A 15,106-nucleotide genomic window follows, 5' to 3' on the forward strand; every position below is an offset into this window, starting at 1 on the left:
ATGATATGGGATTATTACGCGGGAGGAGGCAGGCAACATAGAAAAATCATTTCCCTTCCGCTGAAAAGTTGCCAAGGGCAGCAGAACTCTGGTATAGTGGAAAAAACGGCAGATACCACAAAGGAGACGATTATGCGGCTGAACATGCACATTCTGGCGGAGCATTTCCGGCGTGAAGAGATATTGGATTCACATATCCCTGACACTACGGTATTAGATTTAAAAAATATACGTAAATATATACCAGAAAAGAAACCGGACTGGGAGAACTATGTGTACCTGATAGATGGGGAAATCAGACAGAAGGACTGGTTTGCCGGGTGGGATCCGTGGTCTGATGACAAGCATATGATATTCCTCAATACACAAGACATTCCTGAAGCCTGGGGGGAAGAGCAGTGGATTCTTCTGAAGACCGGGACGTGTGCGTCGGAAGTTCTGGAAAGGATTGCGGGTGTATTTGAATGGTTCCAGGAATGGGAAGAACGGCTTTTGCGTGCACAGATCGCAGGTACAACGCTGAAAGGTGTCCTTCGTATTGCTGCGGAGGCAGTCCCCAATCCAATTGGCCTTTTTGACAGCTCTACCAGTTGTTTGGGCTGGGCGGGAGAGCTTCCTGAAAAAAGAGATGCCCTGTGGGAGTTGGCTGTGGGGGAGAAGGTTACCTATTCCTCCGAAATGTATCAGCTATACAAGAAATTGGGGATACTGGAAGAAGTGGAGGGCAGAAAGGCTGCCGCAATCTACCGCCTAGGAGATGAAACCTGGCCTGATTTTATGAATGCCAATATCTATGATGCCAAGGGTAAGACAAGATTGGGCAATCTCGGAACAACTGCCTTGAACGCCCCTATGACGGCAGGGCAGTTAGCTGTTTTTGACTATCTCGCATCCTATTTATCACCAATTCTGGAGCGGTATCATCAGACATTATATGATGCCAGGAAGCAGAATTTTATTAACTGTCTGGACAGAAAACCGGTTAGCAAAGAATACTTTTGGAATCGAATGTCAGCAGGGGGTGTCTCTGACAAAAGAAGACTGCATATTCTGTATATCCGACAGCTTACCGGAGACGGGGAAGGACTGTATTCGTTAGAGGCTCTGGAAACCAGGCTGCAGCGGGGATTTTTGGAGCAGAAGAATATTTTTGTGTCCTACCATAATGGCATTGCCGTGTTTGCCTGTGACTTGGACAGCAGTGAAAAGATGGATGCGTGGATTGGACACTTTAGGAAACTCGCAGGGGAGGTACAATTTTGCATAGGAATCAGTGAGATGTTTGACAGCATAGAAGAAATCCCGGATGGCTATAAGCAGGCTGAAATTGCTGTTGGGTATGCTTTAAACAAGAAGAAAAATGGGGCTGTCCGCTTTAGAGAATGCTTCTACAAGTATGCAGCCCGTAAAATGACAGAAGACTTATCCATAAAAGCCATATGTCATCCTAAAATCTACGAAATCTATCTCTATGATCAGGAACATAGAACCAGCTATATGGAAACGCTGCATGCATATCTGGAAAGCAGCTGCAATGTATCCAAAACAGCTGGAAGACTCTATCTCCACAGAAACACGGTGAATTATCGATTGGAAAAAATGCGTGAGCTCTTTGGCGATAAGTTTATAGAAGAATCTCCGGGAGATATGCTGTTTTCTTTAAAATTATTAATGAATTAGTAGCAGGCAGGTGGAAGCAGGCATTTCCACCTGCTTTTTTGTGCATGATTGCACAAAGAGAGCAGATAAAATAAAACAAAAACAGTATTCAGAGACGATGTTTTCCCCTTGCATTCTATTTATAATAATGTCATCACGTTACATACGGCGCCGATGATTTATGGAATCAGAAATAAAAATTGGAAGATGCTAGTTTGGAGGTAACTGTTTAATGGAAACTAAGAATCAAAAATGGCTGGTATTTGCTGTCTTATGCCTGGCGTATATGCCGGCCTCCTATGCACAGTATCAGCTTTCTGTATTTGCGCCGGATCTGATGGCGGATTATGGGCTGACAACGTCACAATTTTCCTCTGTGTTCACTTCACCTATGCTTGTGGCCATATTTTTGAGTTTTGCGGGAGGGATTATCTCAGACAGATTCGGAGCAAAAAAAGTTACCAGTATTGCGTTTGTACTGACTTGTATCGGGCTAATTGGCAGGATTTTTGCAGGGAGCTATCTGCCGTTCTTTCTTTGCATGGCATTGACGGGTTTTTCCCAGATGTTTGTGAATACCAATGCATCTAAAATAACGGGAAGCTGGTTTGAACCGAAGAAAGTGGGGATGCTGATGGGTGTTTTTGCACTATGCGGCCAAATCCCGGGAGCATTTGCCACGGCTACAACAGCTGTCTTATTTCCCAATATGAAGGCTGCCTACGGGGCGGCAGCCGTGTTTGGCGTTCTGGTTTTTGCACTGTGGCTACTGTTTGTGAAGGACAGACCGGGTACCTCTGGGGAACAGGAAGTGAAAGAGGAAATCTCAGAAAAGCAGGCTTCCGTTAGGGAGTGCCTGGGCGTTGTGCTGAGGAACAAAGGAATCTGGTGTATTTCTGTCTGCATCATGATGATATTGGGCTGCAATGTGACATTATCCACATTTTTACCGATAGCCCTGCAGAAGATGCACGGGTTGGATCTGGCGGTGTGCGGCACAATTGCATCCATGATCACACTGGGTAACTGTGTGGGCTCAATTACAGGCCCCATTATATTCCAGAAGGTAGGGAGAGTCAAAAGGTTTGTTCCGGGAATTGCAGCGCTGTCTTTCGTGAGTGTTCTCATATGCTGGCGGTTTGATTCCGTGCTGCTTCTGTACGCGTTCTGCTTATTGACAGGGACGCTTCTGGGTGCGGCTATGCCAATCTTTTTTTCAGCGCCGATTCTACTGGAAGGAATTGGAATTAGGTATGCAGGCAGCGCGGCAGGGGTAATAGCAACCTTGCAGCTTCTCGGGGCTGTATTAATTCCCACCTACATTCTTACCCCCATTGCCGGGGAAAATTATGGGCTGCTGTTTAGCCTGGCGGCGCTGTGCATGCTGGTTATGTTTGTGTTTGGGCTTTTGATACCAGAGTTTACAACATCTAAGGAAACAATTTAAAAAATCTATATAGGAGGGATATTATGACGAAAACAATCAATGAGGGCGTATATACCTTTATGAATTCCGGAGGGATGCTGGTTCCCTTTGTGTATGACGGATGGAGAGCAGAGACACTGGCCTCCAAGGAAACGGCATATTTTTGTACTGTTTTAAGCACTTCGCCAATCTATGATATTAAAGGGCCGGATGCAGCAAGATTTTTAAGTTCCATTTGTGTGAATGACTTTACAACAGCAAAACCGGGAGGGATCCGCCATGCTGTCTGCTGCAATGAAAAAGGTCAGATTACCGCAGACGGTGTTGTTATGACATTGGCAGAAGATCACTTCCGCACTTACTGGATTATGCCGGTGGTTGATTACGAAGCATCGAAGACTACTATGAATATTACGGGGGAAAATATGATGATGAAGGAGTTTTTCCTTCAGATTGCTGGTCCTAAAAGTCTTGAGATTATTGAGCAGGCGGCAAAGCAGGATATTCATGGGCTGAAGTTTGCAAAACACATGATGATCCGGATTGCGGGTGTGGATGTGCGGATTCTCCGTCTGGGCATGGCAGGGACTCTTGCGTATGAACTGCATGGAGATATGGAAAAATTTGAAGAGGTCTATAAGGCGCTTTGGGACATCGGTGTTACATATGGCGCCAAAAAAATGGGAAATCAGGCATATGTTATGAATCACACAGAGGGTGGCTTCCCTAACCTGAACATGCATTATCCTCTGCCCTGGTACGAGGATCCCGGACTGGCCGCCTATCTGGAGAAACATCCAATGGAGGGCTTCTGGAACTGGAACAGGCATCTCGTGGGAAGCTGCGGAGACGATCTGGAAGTGAGATTCCGCACTCCGTATGACGTAGGGTGGGGGAATCTGGTGAACTTTAACCATGAGTTTCCGGGAAAGAAAGCACTTCTAAAGATTGCAGAGAATCCACCCATGGATGTAGTTACTTTGGAATGGAATGCCGATGATGTGGGAGAGATATTTGCGTCTCAGTTCAGAGGGAGAGAGGTGGAACCCTATGATGAGATCGGGGAAAACCCGGTAGATATCTATTTTAATCTGAATGTCAGCGGCGGATTTATCTATCATCAGGATTATGTTATGCTGGGAGATGAAAAAATCGGGGTTTCCGCGGTTCGGGCGAGAAGCGCCTACTACCGGAAGATGATTTCGTTGGGCTTTGTGAAAAAAGAGTATGCGAAACCGGGAACAGAACTTTCAGTTCTTTGGGGAAGACCGGGAACACCTCAGTACAAGGTACGCGTAACAGTAGCACGTACACCGTATGTCGATTCCGAATTTGTCAACAATAAATTTATTGATGTGGAGGAGATTCCTCATTATTAAGAAGAAATAGGTGAGTATGCTATTTGTAAATAATGAATTAATGGACGTACTTGGGGATTATACGGTAACGGCATAGGAGGTCGCAAGCGGCATAACAATAAGCGTTAGGGAATTCCTTGGAAGATTCCCTGACGCTTATTATGTGGGTTAGGGCTCTGATTTATCAGTCTGCTCCTGTATTGCTTCACAGAGGTTGTTCATGTGATTATACATTAAACTTGCTGCCTGTTCAGGATCACGACTGCTTATGGCCTCTGCAATCATCCTATGCTCCTGGACATAAATCTGTCCCCGTTCTCTGGTTACCAGGTCGTCCATAGTGGCCTCCAGCAGTTTTTCCTCATAGATTAGTATATTAAGGAGGGAGGATAGAAATTTATTGTGACTGATTTTGGCGACAATATTATGTAAATCCAAAGCTGAATCGGTGGGATCCTGTTTTTTCCCAACTACATCCTGATGCCGCAATATAGCACTCCACATTTGCTTCATTTCATCCTCTGTTGCGTGGGTTGCAGCTAAACGCGCGGCCTCTGTCTCCAGAAGGCGTCTTACAATAATGAGATCTTTTAATTCGCTAAGCTGGGTAATCTGGACAGCACTGCTTAGCTCAATTCTTATACGAGTGCTTTCCAGGGTATCCTCAAGCTGGCTTAGCCATTTAGAGCCTTTTTCTGTTAGTATACGGCCCAGGTTACTTTTTTGGACGGTCAATCCATCCTTGTCCAATTGATGCAGATACCGCCCTATGGTTGCAACACTGCAATCGATACCAAGACTGAGAAGCTCATCCCTTAAAGCCCAGGAGCCAACCGGTTCTCCTGTATTTCGTATGGAACGTACAAGTAAAAATAAAATCATTTGTACACGTGATGGAAAAAGTCCGGTCTGCATAAGGTGTTGCTCTATATTATTGCTCATATTTTATAGTTCCTTTATAGTATTTTCTAATCACCATAATAACAAATGGGCAAAATGCTGTCAATGTTTGCCAATCAGTCAGTGTATCGACAATATATCAAAAAGGGTTATGCCCTAGGTTAGTAAAAACCATCATTAGTGAAAGTGGTTAAGGGATGAGACTGTGCCCACTCTTTTTGAGTCAGTTCTGATTCAAGCCGTTTGGCAGCCTCATTCGCTTCTCTAATGGCGTGACTTTCATCTACAGTAAGGAGCCTACGATTATCCACAATGATATCTCCATCGATTATCACAGTCTCAACCTCTTCCCCCCGGGCTGCATAGACCAGATTAGGAATGATATTACGCACAGGTCGCTCCAATATAGGAGTCATATGAGGAACCATTAGGTTAATAATAATGATATCTGCTTTTTTCTCCGGCTTTAAAGAACCAATTTGGTTATCCATACCCAGTGCTTTTGCAGCTTCTATTGTAGCCATCCGAAGGATTTTCCATGCTGGAAATACAGAAGGGTTGCCGGTTTGAAGCTTTGTAAGTATCGAGGCAAATTTCATTTCATTAAACATCATATTACAGTTATTGCCAGGAGCTTGATCAGTTCCTAATCCAACGGTTCCTCCGTAATCCAGGAATTCCCTTGCTGGTGGAAGTTTGCCGTCTATCATGACTATGCTGTTTGAACACATACACATACCGGCACAGCTTTGAGCTACCTTTTTTAGTTCGTTAGGTAAGGCCATGGTAAGATGAGCAGCTAATAGGTTAGACTGCAGCATCCCCAGTTCGTCCAAAAATGGGATAGCCCTTTTGCCGTATCTCAGGTTGCACTGTATCTCCTCTTCCGGAAATTGGGATACATGCATAAATAAATCCACATTTTGTTTTTGAGCCAGAGCTTTCACTTCTCTCAGCATTTCTTCAGAGCACATATCTGCAGCCTGGGGACCATAACGGCAGGTAATCCTTCCCCCATTGCTCAGATGGTATTCTTCTATAAGACGGCGGTTTTGGTCTAGCTTTTCATTCCCGGAAGAATAATCAAAGGGATACAATTCACCGCTTTCAATTGTGGTAACATCCCTAGGAAGATCATTGATTAAATCGGAAACCACGGCCCTGGTCTTAAGTTTGATATGGTTTTTGACCAAATGAAGCATTGGAATATCAAAGTCTCCAAATGTAGTGGTTCCGGATTTCACCCCTTCTATTAAGTTTACCATAGAGGCCTTGACTAAATCGTCGGTTGTAGCAGCACTGAGCATTGGCAAAATGCTGTGAAACATCCATTCGCTGTTTGGTAGATCCTGTGAAGTGCCTCTTACAATCGCATTAGAGGAGTGGATGTGTACATCTACAAACCCTGGTAATACTGCTTTGCCTTCTGCGTTCAGATATCGATGGGCAGTATAAGAATTCATGATTTCGCTGGTAGAACCGATAGCTATAATTTTGTCATCTTTGATTCCAACAGCACCGTCATTTATAATACCGCACCCGGGACCTTCCATGGTTATTATATAACCATGGTGAATAATAATATCCAGTGTCATATACGTTCTCCTTAAATGTATCCGCGTTCGCAGACATTATTCCATAGTACTTTAAAAGCAGCAGAGGCCTTTTTGATGACTTCGGTTGTATCATGCTCCAGCACCTGGGAATCAGCCTTCAGGATTTTTCCATCAACGATAACATAGGATATATCTGAAGGATTAAAAGCGTAAACTACTTCGCTTGCCGGCATAGTAAATGGTATATGTTCAGGCTTTTGCACATCTGCAATCAGCAAATCGGCAAGATACCCTTCTTCCACCTGTCCGACTGGAAGGTCAAGCGCTCTTCCTGCAGCAACGGTAGAAGCATAAAAGGCATCATGTGCCCCCATTTGGTTTCGCTTATGACTTTCGAGCTTCCCGCTGATAACAAGTGCATTCATTTGCCGCAGCATGTCAACAGAACAGCGGCCGGAACCGCAGATGGTAGTAATATCATCAATGAGAAAATCTATAAACGGAGTCAACTCTGCATCCAGCATACATTGCAATGGATTTACGGTAGCTTTTGCATCTTTTGACTTGATAATAAGGCGTTCTTCATGGTCTGACAAGAGATTGCCTGCAACTATTGTTTTAGGACCAAGTACCCCACAGTCAGCCATAAGGCGGGCAGGTGTAACCCCATATCGGGCTACACAAACCTCGCGTTCATGATATGTCTCATTCAATGTAGTTAACAAGGGACAGCCGAGGGTGTAGGCCGTATCTGCAATTTTGCTCATAAATAAGGGTCTTGTTGTCTCCGCGGAACCCATTCCCATAGCTACACTTTGCAGATTTCCACGGGTTTCCTTTACCAAGTCCGCATTCCAGGTGATGAGGGCTTCCTCATCAACCATCTCCAAATCCATATCAAAGCGGCACCACTCGTCCACAGTAGGCAATGATTTTCTATTCATTAATATAGGTGCTGCCATAGTGCGGATCCCATATTTTTTACATAGTTTAAGAAAAATTGGCAATTCACGTACGGTACAGTACTCTAAAAGCATTGTGGTACCGCTGTTCAGTGCTTCGTATACAGCCAGTTCAATCAGCGCTTCAAGCTGTTCGTCATCTAATGTCTCCAATGCGGTATTCAGTATAAAGTTGATTCTAGCATAATTGGGGGTCCTTCCGTATGGATCATAATTCCAGTCCTCTGTAACGATACGGGTGACCTTGCTTGTGAGGCAGCGGCTATGCCCATTGTTCAATCCTGGAAGTACCAGTTTTCCGGTACCATCTATTACTTCACAGCCATCCTGCTCTATATTCCTGTCAATGCGATTTATCCTATTCCCTTCAATAAGAATATCTATATTCTGCATCGGATTGATGGCATTCATGCCATCGTTGAAAAAAGTTGCTTTGGAACAATTTTTAATTAGAAGTTTCTTCATAATTATTTTCCCTTCTTTCTAAACAATTAAAGTAGTCATTAACTATGCTTAAATCTTGACGTAATTCTCTAAGCCCTGCATAACCAATGTTGAGAACATCTATACAATCATGATAATTCAGAACAAACTCTAGAGCACCGCGGACATCCGGAAGAAGTACGCCTCTTCCAAGGGTTTTGATAACATATGTTCCAAGATTCTTCTTATTATGAGCCTTATCTAGAGCTTTTGCCATGTCGTATACATCTCCGTCCTCAATTCGGACACTGTCTCTGTTAAATATAGTGCAGAGGACCTCAATTCCGTCAATATCACTGGCATCCCACGCTACAGATGGGAAATGAGTGGACAAGCCTATATGATGTATGATTCCCGCATCTTTCATGCGCCTGAGTGCAGCCAGGGCAGGCATCTTATAAGGAAGGCGTCCCCCTTCTACACCGTGCAGAAGACAAAAATCAATATATGGCGTATCTAAATCATGTAATATTTTGCGCACGCTGGTAATTGCCTCTTCTTCAGTGTCCGCATATGTTTTGCTGGTAACTACCACGTTATCTCTGGGCAATAGTTTTAACGCAGCTGCTACAGCAGGCTGGCTGCCATAACAGTTATCTGTATCCCAGAAAAAAACATTGTTTTGCACTGCCGCTTCGCAGAGAATTTTCCCGGCGTATTCAGGCAGATATTGATTGATGTGTTCGGTTCCAAAGGCGATTTGAGAAACCTCTTTACCAGCAAGATTGACCGTCTTGGCCTTAAGTTGTGAAACATCCATAATGAAAACCTCCTTTTAGTTTTGTTTATGTTTCGGAATAAATATTCCTTTAACATTTTGATTTATTATACCATTGTTATAAACGAGCTGGCCGCGGACCCATGTTTGTTTTACGCGCCCTTTCATCTGCATCCCATGGTAAAGATTATTTTTAGTTTTTGTTTTAGACAGACTTTCTGTACCGTCATATCTCCATTCTTCGTCTGCATCTAAAATAACAATATCTGCATCTGCTCCAGGAAGTAAACTTCCTTTTTGGGGGTATAACCCCATGATTTTGGCAGCGTTTTCTGAGAGAAGTGAGGCAAGCCTTGGTATAGGCAGACCTCGTTTGTGGATACCTTCTGTCCAGAGTGCTGGAAGCATGGCGTCGAAACCTCCGAAACCTGAATACTCTAAGAAGAAATTGCTCTTACATGTTTTTTCCTCATCCCGATAGGGTCCATGGTCGGAGCCAATAGTATCAATTGTGCCATCAAAGATATAGTCCCACAGTTTATTTACATTTTGCCGGGAACGGAAGGGGGGATTGCATTTAGCAAAAGCTCCTTTTTCAGCCAGAACAGTTTTATCAAAGAGGAGATAGTGGGGACAGGTTTCTATGAATACGGGCATTCCTTCGCTTTTGGCCTGTTTTATATAGGCAGCGCCCTCGGCTATAGTAGTATGGCATATATAAAGCCTGGCATGTACTGCCTTTGCAAAAAGGACAGCGCGCTGGATTGCTTCTAATTCAGACCACCATGGTCTGGCCTGATCGTGCATCGTATAGTCAATGCAGCCATTCTCTGCCAATTTACGGCTTCCAAAATCTGCGACTTCTGCGTTTTCCGCGTGTACACCGATCAGTCCATCAAACTCAGAGGCAATCTGCATACCGCGAACCAGATAACCATCTGTAATCTGTGGGTAATCTGGATTTGCAAAACTCATAAAGCCCTTGTATGCGGTACATCCCAGTTGATCTAGTTCATTAAGTGAGTCAAGGTTTTTTGGGGTCAATGCTCCCCAGAAGGCAAAATCAACACAGGAATGCTGTTCTGCAACTTTCTTTTTTAAAAGGAATCCGGTCCTGTCCATGACAGGCGGAACGCTCAAAGGCATATCAATTATTGTTGTGATTCCGCCGGAAGCAGCGCAGGCGGAACCATGCATCCAGTCTTCTCGGTAGTTGACTGGTGACGGATCCCACATATGTACATGTGTATCAATTAAGCCTGGGAGAAGATATTTTCCGGCAACATCTACAATGTCATAATCGGATGACAATGACGTGCCGGGAGATAGAATACCGCAGATCCTGCCATGCTCAATAACAAGTGATCCCGGTATTACTCTGTCTGGCAAGACTATTTTCCCGCCCGTAAATAATTTTTTACTCATTTACTAAATAACCTCCGTATCCATTTATTAATTCAATATAGTACAAATCATCAATGATGAGTCATATAAAGTATATAACATGTACATGCGGTATTGTCAATAAAAAAAGTGTGGTATATATATATATAAAAGGAAAAGCATAATTGTAATATGTGTATATTGACAAATAAATAAACAAATTATATAATTTACCTACTCATTAATGATAAGTGACGAGGAGGTAAAAAGAATGTCAACAGATGTAGCATTAATGCCCGCCATAGTTTATAATCAACCAAAACAGGAGCGCTTTAGGGACTCTTATAGAAGATGGCAGGGAATACCATCCATTGAAGTGAGCAGGAAGGGCAGAATTTTTATAAATTTTTATTCTGGCCAGGATGCAGAAGTGGGGGGGAACTTCCTGGTATTATGTGTAAGTGATGATCAGGGAAGTACGTTTCGCTCTTGCGAAACGGTAGTTGAACATCCGGATCCCAATTGCCGAATATATGATCCTAATCTGTGGTTTGACCCCCTGGGAAGACTATGGATGATATATAATCAGGCATATGGATTTAATGACGGGCGCAGTGGAGTATGGGTGTGTACTTGTGAAAAACCTGATGCTGATTATCTTGAGTGGAGCCCCCCCAGACGTATAGCAAATGGTATAATGATGAACAAACCCATTGTTACCAGTGATGGGAAATGGCTTTTTCCATGTGCGATTTGGTGCGATGATTGCGGAAGCACGCCCACGCAGCGGCACGGCCTGGAGAATGAACAGTTTTCTAATGTTTATATTTCCGAAAATCAAGGAAATACTTTTGCTTTATGGGGGCATGCGGATGTTCCTATGCGAAGTTTTGATGAGCATATGCTTATTGAAAAACGAGATGGAACGTTGTGGATGCTGGTTCGTACATTTGAGGGAATAGGAGAAAGCTTTTCTGAAGATGGAGGAAAAACCTGGTCCCCAGGGAGGAAGTGCCATATTGATGGACCATGCTCAAGATTCCATATTAGACGTCTGAAATCCGGAAGGCTATTGCTGGTTAACCATTATAACTTTGACGAGAGAATAGATCTGGATAATATTATGAAACAGGGAGATGTAAAAGTATGGAAGGGAAGGAGTCATATAACTGCCTTGCTGAGTGAAGATGATGGAAAGACCTGGCCTTACTATCTTCTTCTGGATGAACGTAATGATATTTCATATCCGGACGCATGTGAAGCAGAGGATGGATATATTTATGTAACTTATGACCATGACCGTGTGCACTCCAGAGAGATATTAATGGCCAGAATAACAGAAGAGGATATTCTGGCAGGTAAACTAATCTCAGGGGGTGAAAAGCTAAAAATACTTGTTAACAAGGCCTTGGGCCAGCCGGATATTCATTAGTCTTCTCATGCATGTCTTTCATGCGTCTCAAAGGACAAGTATGAGAATTTCCTGAAGAAAAATTAATTACAATTATAAGAGGTAGAGAAAATGAGTAAAGAAAATGTAAAGCGGCTTTCAAAAAGTACAATTATGGGGTATGGGGTTTCTGGAATAGGAAATACCATAGGTGGAGATCTTTTCTATTCGTGGTTTTTATTTTTTTTAACATCCGTTGCGGGTGTGGCTCCTGCGGCGGCGGGATCTATTTCTCTGGTTGCAGTTCTATGGGATGCAATCAATGATCCACTGATTGGTTCCTGGTGTGACAATAATAGAAGCAAAGGAGGAAGGCGGCGTTTCTTTATGATTACCGGTGCCGTACCAGTGTCGATTATTTTAATCTTACTGTTCACTAATGTGAATCTTTCAGGCGGAGCCAAGGTAGTTTATTTTATGCTTATGAACGTGTTGTTCTGGTTTGCGTTTACATGGACTGATGTACCTACGCTGGCATTGGTAGATAATCTAGACGGAAGTTATGATGAAAAGACAAAGGCAAAGACATCGTGGACCTTTTTCTTAAAGGCTGGAAGTATCTTTTCTGTTAGTATACCTCCTATTATGATTGCCGCATTCGAGTCCAAAGGGCTTGCTACAGATAAAGCGTGGACTATGATGGCTGTTATTATGGGTATAGCAATGTTCCTGGCATATTTTATTACTTGGATGTCAACACGCGGTAAGGAAATTATGCCTGTGCGGACAGAGAAAACAAAGTCAAAGTTCTTAAAACAGTATGTGGATGCTTTTAAGAATAAGGCGATGCGCAATTCTATGTTTGGTGTAATATTCCTTTATCTTGGATTTAATGGTGTTGCCATTCCTACTATGGCGTATATCCTGAATTATAATTTAAGGCTTAATGCTGGTACGGTGTCTGCCTTTATGATGTGCTACACCGTCGCAGGGGTAGTGGGCTCACTTGTATTGGGGATGATCTCCAGCAAATATGGACAAAAGATAGGGAGCAAGGCTAAGCAGCTTGCCATCCCTTCAATGATTTACGGAATTATTGCAGTTGTGGGCATTCTGGCCGGATCTAAGCGTACGGTTGTGCTTCTGGTTATGATTGCACTTGGGTTCTGCTGCTCGGCATTTCATTTACATGGATGGAATCTGGGGCTGGATGCAGCTAAGATAGATGAATATAAGACAGGAGAGGATAAAGGCTGCTCGTATGTGGCATTTATAGGTTTTGCCTTTAAAGTAGGCGGAGCTGTAGGGATGTGGTTGATCGGATTTATTCTGCAGTGTTTCGGCTTCAATTCTGAACTGGCTAGCCAGAGCTCGAATGCACTTGTAGGTATTCAGATTTGCTTTTATGTAATTGCAGGGATTTTTATGATTATAGGGGCGATTGTACTTTTTAGAAATCCGTTAACAAGAGAAAAGCTGGATGCTATTATGGATGGGATTGAAAGGAAGCGCCAGGGACTGCCTGTAGATGAGTCAAAATTCTCTGATTTATTATAAGCAATGGATTATTGTTTGTATACAGACTGGAATGACAGTGTGAATGGGTTGGGAATGGAGAAGCTGCTATGGAACAAAAGAGATTAAGAAGCCTGCTAAGCCATGTGGCAAATGGAAGTCTTGCCGTGGAGGATGCACTGCTTCAGATGAAAGAAGAGCCCTTTAAAGATCTTGGGTTTGCAAAACTTGATTATCACCGTGCACTGCGCCAGGGAATTGCAGAAGTGATTTATGGCGCCGGAAAAACACCGAAACAGATAGCCGAGATTGCGGGAACAATGATACAGCATGGACAAAAAACGGTGCTGATTACCCGCATGAGTTTAGAGGCGGCAGAATATGTTAAAACAAAAATGGAACTACAGTATAATGCTATGAGCCACATTGGTCTTTTAGGCCGTATACCCGAGCCTGACGGCGACGGCAAGGTAGTTATACTGACCGGAGGTACAAGCGATATGCCTGTTGCAGAGGAGGCAGCTCAGACGGCAGAGGCTTTTGGTAATAAGGTGGTGCGTATTTACGACGTCGGTGTTGCGGGACTTCACAGACTTGTGTCCTATGCGAGTCAAATTATGTCCGCAAGGGTGGTTATTGCCATAGCTGGTATGGAGGGGGCTCTTGCCAGTGTAGTTGGGGGGATGGCTGACTGTCCGGTTATAGCAGTTCCAACCAGTATCGGATATGGTGCATCTCTTGGAGGACTGTCTGCACTGTTGTCAATGCTTAATTCCTGTGCAAGCGGTGTGAGTGTGGTTAACATAGACAATGGATTCGGAGCTGGATACCTTGCCAGCATGATTAATCATATAGGAGGCACATATGAAAATACTTTATCTTGAGTGCTGCATGGGAGCTTCCGGGGACATGCTGGCTGCAGCTTTGTTAGAACTACATCCAGAACCTGAAGATTTCGTATATAGAATGAATCATCTGGGTATTCATGGTGTGAATATAATATCAGATAAAAAGATAAAGTGTGGTGTGAAAGGAAGACGTTTTTTTGTCCAAATAAATAATTCAGAAGAAAGGTCTTTGGATATAAGTAATACAATTGAACAGGATTATAAGACTCCAACCTCCATACCGGATAGGAAGAAAGAGGACGGTCAGTACCATTTGCACTATAGTTTATCGGATATACATGCTGTTATTTCTGGAATAGATATCCCGGAAAGGGTTTGTGAAGATGTCAAAGCGGTATATGGGTTATTAGCAGAGGCAGAAAGTATGGTTCATGATCAATCAGTAGCAGAGGCCCATTTCCACGAGGTGGGTATGCTGGACGCTATAGTAGACATAACAGCTGTTTGTTTGCTGATATATGAACTTGCACCTGAGAAGATTGTGGTTTCTCCTATTCACGTGGGGAGCGGCCAGGTTCAGTGCTCACACGGAATACTCCCGGTACCCGCACCGGCTGCGGCGTATTTGCTAAGAGACATTCCGACTTACGGAGGTACTGTGAAAGGCGAGCTTTGTACACCTACGGGGGCTGCGATTTTAAAATATTTTGGGCATAGCTATGGGCCACAGCCTGTAATGACAGTGAATAGAATCGGGTATGGAATGGGGACAAAGGATTTTGCTCAAGTAAACTGTGTCAGAGCAAATCTGGGACAAATGAATTGAACATAACTTCAGAACATCTTTTGGACGTCTTAGTAATGCTCAGGTCATGAGGGGCTTTGGGAAATGGCATCTAATTCCCAAA

Annotated in this window: 12 protein-coding genes; 7 read left to right on the plus strand and 5 right to left on the minus strand. The window is 43.5% G+C overall.

Annotated elements, in window-relative coordinates; all coding sequences use genetic code 11:
• The first annotated feature begins 96 nt into the window (after nucleotides 1-96).
• The 3 genes from ACGHCT_RS01120 (at nucleotide 97) to ACGHCT_RS01130 (ending at nucleotide 4,464) form a co-directional block, all read left to right on the plus strand.
• Complete coding sequence (locus ACGHCT_RS01120) at nucleotides 97-1,680, plus strand: PucR family transcriptional regulator (protein WP_390437715.1); 1,584 nt, start codon at nucleotides 97-99, stop codon at nucleotides 1,678-1,680.
• Between the two features lie 211 nt (nucleotides 1,681-1,891).
• Nucleotides 1,892-3,106, plus strand: coding sequence for a nitrate/nitrite transporter (locus tag ACGHCT_RS01125; RefSeq protein WP_390437717.1), 1,215 nt, complete (start codon nucleotides 1,892-1,894; stop codon nucleotides 3,104-3,106).
• Nucleotides 3,107-3,129: 23 nt separating this feature from the next.
• Entirely contained in the window at nucleotides 3,130-4,464 is a 1,335-nt protein-coding gene (locus ACGHCT_RS01130; RefSeq protein WP_390437719.1) for an aminomethyl transferase family protein, read from the plus strand.
• Between the two features lie 147 nt (nucleotides 4,465-4,611).
• Here the strand turns inward: ACGHCT_RS01130 and ACGHCT_RS01135 are convergent, their stop codons facing one another.
• The 5 genes from ACGHCT_RS01135 to allB form a co-directional block, all read right to left on the minus strand.
• Nucleotides 4,612-5,385, minus strand: a complete 774-nt coding sequence (locus ACGHCT_RS01135) for an FCD domain-containing protein (RefSeq protein ID WP_390437721.1) — start codon at nucleotides 5,383-5,385, stop codon at nucleotides 4,612-4,614.
• A gap of 119 nt (nucleotides 5,386-5,504) precedes the next feature.
• Complete coding sequence (locus ACGHCT_RS01140) at nucleotides 5,505-6,938, minus strand: amidohydrolase family protein (RefSeq protein ID WP_390437724.1); 1,434 nt, start codon at nucleotides 6,936-6,938, stop codon at nucleotides 5,505-5,507.
• Nucleotides 6,939-6,949: 11 nt separating this feature from the next.
• Nucleotides 6,950-8,326, minus strand: coding sequence for an amidohydrolase family protein (locus ACGHCT_RS01145; RefSeq protein ID WP_390437727.1), 1,377 nt, complete (start codon nucleotides 8,324-8,326; stop codon nucleotides 6,950-6,952).
• Complete coding sequence (locus tag ACGHCT_RS01150) at nucleotides 8,307-9,104, minus strand: aldo/keto reductase (RefSeq protein WP_390437729.1); 798 nt, start codon at nucleotides 9,102-9,104, stop codon at nucleotides 8,307-8,309. Before ACGHCT_RS01150 ends, ACGHCT_RS01145 begins: the two co-directional genes overlap by 20 nt.
• Nucleotides 9,105-9,119: 15 nt before the next feature.
• Entirely contained in the window at nucleotides 9,120-10,487 is a 1,368-nt protein-coding gene (gene allB, locus ACGHCT_RS01155; RefSeq protein ID WP_390437731.1) for an allantoinase AllB, read from the minus strand.
• 229 nt (nucleotides 10,488-10,716) lie between these two features.
• Here allB and ACGHCT_RS01160 point away from each other — a divergent pair, with 229 nt between their 5' ends.
• From ACGHCT_RS01160 to ACGHCT_RS01175, 4 genes are all read left to right on the plus strand, one after another.
• Nucleotides 10,717-11,877: a sialidase family protein gene (locus ACGHCT_RS01160; protein ID WP_390437733.1), complete on the plus strand. Its 1,161-nt coding sequence runs from the start codon at nucleotides 10,717-10,719 to the stop codon at nucleotides 11,875-11,877.
• A 90-nt stretch (nucleotides 11,878-11,967) separates the two neighbouring features.
• Nucleotides 11,968-13,392, plus strand: a complete 1,425-nt coding sequence (locus ACGHCT_RS01165; RefSeq protein WP_390437735.1) for an MFS transporter — start codon at nucleotides 11,968-11,970, stop codon at nucleotides 13,390-13,392.
• A 68-nt stretch (nucleotides 13,393-13,460) separates the two neighbouring features.
• Nucleotides 13,461-14,234 carry a nickel pincer cofactor biosynthesis protein LarB gene (gene larB, locus ACGHCT_RS01170; protein WP_390437737.1) on the plus strand — a complete coding sequence of 258 codons (774 nt, stop codon included), beginning with the start codon at nucleotides 13,461-13,463 and terminating at the stop codon, nucleotides 14,232-14,234.
• Complete coding sequence (locus tag ACGHCT_RS01175; RefSeq protein ID WP_390437738.1) at nucleotides 14,215-15,024, plus strand: LarC family nickel insertion protein; 810 nt, start codon at nucleotides 14,215-14,217, stop codon at nucleotides 15,022-15,024. The genes larB and ACGHCT_RS01175 overlap by 20 nt, the downstream gene beginning before the upstream one ends.
• Nucleotides 15,025-15,106: the final 82 nt, after the last annotated feature.

Origin of the sequence: Lactonifactor longoviformis (assembly GCF_042848515.1) — a bacterium.
Classification (GTDB): domain Bacteria; phylum Bacillota; class Clostridia; order Lachnospirales; family Lachnospiraceae; genus Lactonifactor; species Lactonifactor longoviformis.

What these genes read in the sequence shown, in the direction of transcription:
- ACGHCT_RS01125 (WP_390437717.1), top strand. Translation starts at nt 1,892, where the DNA reads ATGGAAACTAAGAATCAAAAATGGCTGGTATTTGCTGTCTTATGCCTG.
- ACGHCT_RS01130 (WP_390437719.1), top strand. Translation starts at nt 3,130, where the DNA reads ATGACGAAAACAATCAATGAGGGCGTATATACCTTTATGAATTCCGGA.
- ACGHCT_RS01135 (WP_390437721.1), bottom strand. Translation starts at nt 5,385, where the DNA reads ATGAGCAATAATATAGAGCAACACCTTATGCAGACCGGACTTTTTCCA.
- ACGHCT_RS01140 (WP_390437724.1), bottom strand. Translation starts at nt 6,938, where the DNA reads ATGACACTGGATATTATTATTCACCATGGTTATATAATAACCATGGAA.
- ACGHCT_RS01145 (WP_390437727.1), bottom strand. Translation starts at nt 8,326, where the DNA reads ATGAAGAAACTTCTAATTAAAAATTGTTCCAAAGCAACTTTTTTCAAC.
- ACGHCT_RS01150 (WP_390437729.1), bottom strand. Translation starts at nt 9,104, where the DNA reads ATGGATGTTTCACAACTTAAGGCCAAGACGGTCAATCTTGCTGGTAAA.
- allB (WP_390437731.1), bottom strand. Translation starts at nt 10,487, where the DNA reads ATGAGTAAAAAATTATTTACGGGCGGGAAAATAGTCTTGCCAGACAGA.
- ACGHCT_RS01160 (WP_390437733.1), top strand. Translation starts at nt 10,717, where the DNA reads ATGTCAACAGATGTAGCATTAATGCCCGCCATAGTTTATAATCAACCA.
- ACGHCT_RS01165 (WP_390437735.1), top strand. Translation starts at nt 11,968, where the DNA reads ATGAGTAAAGAAAATGTAAAGCGGCTTTCAAAAAGTACAATTATGGGG.
- larB (WP_390437737.1), top strand. Translation starts at nt 13,461, where the DNA reads ATGGAACAAAAGAGATTAAGAAGCCTGCTAAGCCATGTGGCAAATGGA.
- ACGHCT_RS01175 (WP_390437738.1), top strand. Translation starts at nt 14,215, where the DNA reads ATGAAAATACTTTATCTTGAGTGCTGCATGGGAGCTTCCGGGGACATG.